Source organism: Synechococcus sp. H60.2, from assembly GCF_047462315.1.
Classification (GTDB): domain Bacteria; phylum Cyanobacteriota; class Cyanobacteriia; order Thermostichales; family Thermostichaceae; genus Thermostichus.
This window is the reverse complement of record NZ_JANSIZ010000119.1, coordinates 1-4305: the sequence shown is the minus strand read 5'-3', so window position 1 is coordinate 4305 and position 4305 is coordinate 1. Positions and strand designations below refer to the sequence as shown.

Below are 4305 nucleotides of genomic sequence, written 5' to 3'. Positions count from 1 at the left end.
GATCCAAAGAATGGGTTGGCATTCCCTTCTCTCCTTCCTCTTAAAAACTGTACCCTATTTTAAATTAACAGGCTGTATCTCTGACGATAATGATAAGCTCTTTGACCGCGTAAACTCCGAGCTACTCCCCGTTCCCTTCCCTCCCACACCCCTGTCTGGTCGAGGGCAATCAAATCCTCCGCTGCAATATCCCTGATTCTTGACTATAAGCTAGTCGTTCTCTTTGCATCTCCTCTTCTTAGACTCTCGCACTGCGGTAAGTCTTTCTTTGCTTGCAAGAATGCGCTGATCCAGCGAAACGAGGGTGAGTACAGGCCGGTCAAAGCTTGGCGAAATTGTAGGGAGCGGTGAAATTGTTGTAGCGAATGCGCAGCCGTCCCTGAAAGGCTCGATCCAGCTCCTCCACTTTTTGGGCAAAAACCGGCTCATCTTCCCAGTTGATGAGAAACGAGCTGTTGTAGACCATGTTTTCCGTGAGCAGCTCTCCCTCGACGCGGTCGCCGGCCAGAGGGCCGAGGGTGGCTGTGAAGGTTTGGGCAATGTGTTGGCGCCGTTGCTCCAGCAGTTGCTCTAGGGCTTGTCCAATTTCCACCACTGCATCTAGCCCCAAGGGGGTGCCGACCATCGCGTCCCGCCGGGCTTTCAGGGCGGGGTTTTCCTCCAGCCCCAATTGGAGCTCTTGCTGGGGATCCCAGAAGACTTTTACCCCCACCTCCCGTTTGCCCTCTAGGCGCTGCAGCAGGGCCAACAGATCGGCCAGGTGCGGTTTAACCAGATCCTGCTCCACCTGGTCCCAGCCGCTCACCACCAGGCCAAATTGCAACGGCAGCAGGGCGCGGTGTCCCTCGTTCATGACGGTTTCTAGGACGGCTTCGTGGGCCAGCAGATTGGCCCGGCTGGCCAAGTAGCGCTCCTGGCGAGCCTGGGAATAGAGAAAGGCCAAAGATCCCAGCACGTGAACCCCCACCGGCTGCTTATCCAGCCCCACCACATTCAGGTGGCGCGGGCCGGGGGCAGCAACGATCCCGTAGAGATAGAGGGCGCTATTGGGATTTGCCGTTGCCATGGCTGCGGGCATCTCCGATCAACCAGGTGAGGTTGGACTCTTCCGTATCGATGGCATTGCCATCGGAGGAAATGCAGTAGCGACCCATCACCATCTGGTGGCGCAGCGTCACTCCTGCGGCGATTTGGGTGTAGTTAAAGATGAGACTGCCATCCAGCGTACACCCTTCGTTCAACACACAGCCGTAGCCAATGGCCGTGGGGCCGATGAGCTTTACCCCATCCGCCAGGTAGGTGCTGGCCCCGATGTACACCGGCGGCTCGATGTGGATGCGATCCCAGTTGGCGCGGATGTTGATCCCTGTCCAGACGCCGGGCCGAATCTGGATCCCGGGCACCTTGACGCCTTTGATCTCGCCGCGCAGCACCTTCTGTACTGCCAGCCAGTAGTCATGGGTACGGCCAATGTCCACCCACTGGAAGTCGGCCTTGAGGCCGTAGAAGGGGGCGCCGGCTTTCACCAAGGCGGGGAAGAGATCGCTGCCGATGTCATAGGGGCAGCCGGGGGGGATGTAGTCCAGGACTTCTGGCTCGAACACGTAGATGCCGGTGTTGATGGTGTTGCTGAGGGCCTCTTCCTGCCTGGGCTTTTCTTGGAAGGCGGTGACCCGGCCCGTCTCATCAGTTACCACCACTCCGTAGCTGGAGACTTGGCTGGGATCCACCTCTCGCAACACCACCGTGGCCAATGCCCCCTTAGATTTGTGAAAGTTGACCACCTGGGTTAGGTTGAGGTCGATTAGCGCATCGCCGCAGAGCACCACGAAGGTGCTGTCAAAAAAGCCAGAGAAATCCTGGATCTTGCGCATGCCACCGGCGGATCCCAGGGGTTCGGCCACCGGCTGGCCGTTCTCGAAGTGGCCCTCGAAGGAAAAGCCGATGTGTACTCCCCATTGCTGGCCATCGCGAAAGTAGTCTTCGATCTGGTGAGCGAGGTGGCTAGTGTTGATCATGATTTGGTCGAAGCCATGTTCCCGCAGCAGCTCCACCAAGAACTCCATGACCGGCTTGTGCAGAATCGGGATCATCGGCTTGGGCATCATGTAGGTGATGGGCCGTACCCGTGTCCCTTTGCCGGCTGCCAGGATCATGGCTTTCATGCCGTCGTCTCTCCTCCGGGTTCATCGTGTTTTTATCATCCCAGGATCTGCGTTCTGGAAAACATCTGCCGAGTCTACCTCGCCGGCAAGAGGTCAGTTCCCTACAATTGAGGACGCAGGATCCCTGGTATCCACTTTCCTTCTTTAACTAAGTAGCATTCCCACTGCCCTTGTCCTTTTGCCAGAAGGGATCCCTAAGTGCCTATGTTGACAGCCACCAGCCCTCGGCCAGCTCCGAAGCCCAATACCCCGACGATCACCATTGCCCTGGCCAAGGGAGCCTTGTTGGCCGACGCTGTCCGCTGCTTGCAACAGGTGGGGATCGATTTCAGTCGCTTTTTGGATCCCGGCAACCGCCTGCTGCGGATTGAATCGCCCACCCAGCTCAACGGGCAACGCTACGAGGCGCTGCTGGTGCGCAACCACGACGTGCCGGTGTACGTGGAATACGGACAGGCCGAGCTGGGCATCGTCGGCTACGACATCTTGCGAGAGCGCTATGCCGGCAGCGAAGCGCGGGTGGCCCACCTGCTGGATCTGAAGTTCGGCTACTGTCGCATGTCGGTGGCCCTGCCCCAAGATAGTCCCTACACCTCGGCGGCCCAGTTGCCTCCCCATGCCCGCGTCGCTTCCAAGTTTGTCGGCTGCGCCCGCGAGTATTTTGACCGGTTGGATTTGCCGGTGGAAATTATCTCCCTCTACGGCTCGGTGGAACTGGCTCCCCTCACCGGCATGGCCGATGCCATCGTGGACTTGGTGGCCACCGGACGCACCCTGAGGGAAAACGGCCTGGTGGAACGGGACTGCCTTTTCGAGAGCACCGCCCGCCTGATCGCCCATCCCACCAGCTACCGCGTTAACCAACAGCCCATCGGCGAGCTGGTAAACCAGATTCGAGAGCGCTGGCTGGGATCCCTGGTGGTGAGTGGCCCGTTTTGAGGTGGCCGCAAGGCCTTCACAGAAGAGCAGGAGTCGGTAATCCAAGCAGTGGGAAAACGCAGCAGCCTAACAGCTCTGCCTGGCCAAGAAACTTCTGCGAGCCCGGCCAAAGAGGGGATCCCTATTGCGTACAATAGGGGCATTCGGGCTTATTTTCCCCAGCAGCATTGAGATTAAAACAGGTTTTTCGAGGTTGATTATGCGGTACCGTCCACTACTCGCCATCCTGTTGGCGCTCTGTTTGAGCGTCTTCGCCCTGCCGGCGGAGGCGGCTAAGGCCCCCTTAACCTACGACCAGATCCGCAACACCGGCAAGGCGGCCATTTGCCCCTCCGTCTCGGACGAGGCCCGCGGCCGTATCGAGGTGCCCAAGGGGGGATCCGTAAAGTTGACAGATGTCTGCTTCCAGCCGGTGCAAATTGAAATCGAAGAGGAAAAGCGGAACGGCGAAAAAGAGTTTATCAAGGCCAAAAACATTATGATCTCGGCAGCCACGCTGGGGCCGATTAAGGCCGAAGTCACCCCCAAAGACGGCGGGTTGGAGCTCAAAGTGGTGGACGGGATCACTTTTCAGCCGACCACCGGTCAGTTACCCCGCGGCGAGCGGGTGCCGTTTTTGTTTAGCGTGAAAGACTTGGTGGCCACAGCTCAGGGCTCCGCCATCGACCCCTCGACCGACTTTGAAGGGGAGTTCTTGGTGCCCGGCTACCACAGCAGCACCTTCCTCGACGCGCGCGGGCGCGGCTCCAACGCCGGCTACGACACAGCCGTAGGGCTGCAGGCGGCCAAGGACGACTTCGCCACCAACCGCAAGGTGGACGAGGTTTCCCAGGGGACAATGTCGCTGCGCATCGCCCGCGTGGATCCCAGCACGGGTGAGATGGGCGGCTCCTTCGTCAGCATTCAGCAGTCCAGCACCGAGCAAGGGGCACTGGAACCTCACACCGTCCGTGTCCAGGGCTTGTTTTACGCCCGCCTGGCGCAGGAGTCTTGAAGAGAGCCAATTTGGGGCTTGAGAGGGGCAGGGATCTGCTCGATTCCTGCCCATTCTTGTGGATACTCTGTCTGTCTCGGTTTGTCCGTTGGAGAAGAGGGCAGCGATGGCGGGATCCCACAGCGTTTGTTATGAACTACCCCACCGCGTAGGCGGGTGGGGTTTCCTCACCCGCTTGGCAGCAGAGCTTTTGTCTCTTCTTCTGCC

The 4305-nt window shown here is 59.1% G+C and carries 4 protein-coding genes and 1 pseudogene; 2 read left to right on the top strand and 3 right to left on the bottom strand.

What is annotated here, in order from left to right:
• Window positions 1-74: 74 nt before the first annotated feature.
• The 3 genes and pseudogenes from NW845_RS12395 to NW845_RS12385 form a co-directional block, all read right to left on the bottom strand.
• Window positions 75-271: pseudogene (locus NW845_RS12395) on the bottom strand (IS630 family transposase); the annotation flags it as partial.
• A 48-nt stretch (window positions 272-319) separates the two neighbouring features.
• Window positions 320-1066, bottom strand: coding sequence for a GvpL/GvpF family gas vesicle protein (locus tag NW845_RS12390; RefSeq protein WP_414372760.1), 747 nt, complete (start codon window positions 1064-1066; stop codon window positions 320-322).
• On the bottom strand, window positions 1044-2165 hold the full coding sequence (locus tag NW845_RS12385; protein ID WP_414336050.1) for a sugar phosphate nucleotidyltransferase: 1122 nt from the start codon (window positions 2163-2165) through the stop codon (window positions 1044-1046). The genes NW845_RS12390 and NW845_RS12385 overlap by 23 nt, the downstream gene beginning before the upstream one ends.
• 204 nt (window positions 2166-2369) lie before the next feature.
• On the opposite strand from NW845_RS12385, the gene hisG reads away from it, so the two are divergent.
• Both hisG and NW845_RS12375 read left to right on the top strand, forming a co-directional pair.
• The gene (gene hisG / locus NW845_RS12380; RefSeq protein WP_414378746.1) at window positions 2370-3104 is read left to right on the top strand and encodes an ATP phosphoribosyltransferase; all 735 of its coding nucleotides are present in this window, start codon (window positions 2370-2372) and stop codon (window positions 3102-3104) included.
• Window positions 3105-3303: 199 nt separating this feature from the next.
• On the top strand, window positions 3304-4098 hold the full coding sequence (locus NW845_RS12375; protein ID WP_414372756.1) for a photosystem II manganese-stabilizing polypeptide: 795 nt from the start codon (window positions 3304-3306) through the stop codon (window positions 4096-4098).
• The last annotated feature ends 207 nt before the right edge of the window (window positions 4099-4305 follow it).

Bases quoted from the DNA above. Each gene is read 5' to 3' on its own strand.
- NW845_RS12390 (WP_414372760.1), bottom strand. From the start codon at position 1,066: ATGGCAACGGCAAATCCCAATAGCGCCCTCTATCTCTACGGGATCGTT.
- NW845_RS12385 (WP_414336050.1), bottom strand. From the start codon at position 2,165: ATGAAAGCCATGATCCTGGCAGCCGGCAAAGGGACACGGGTACGGCCC.
- hisG (WP_414378746.1), top strand. From the start codon at position 2,370: ATGTTGACAGCCACCAGCCCTCGGCCAGCTCCGAAGCCCAATACCCCG.
- NW845_RS12375 (WP_414372756.1), top strand. From the start codon at position 3,304: ATGCGGTACCGTCCACTACTCGCCATCCTGTTGGCGCTCTGTTTGAGC.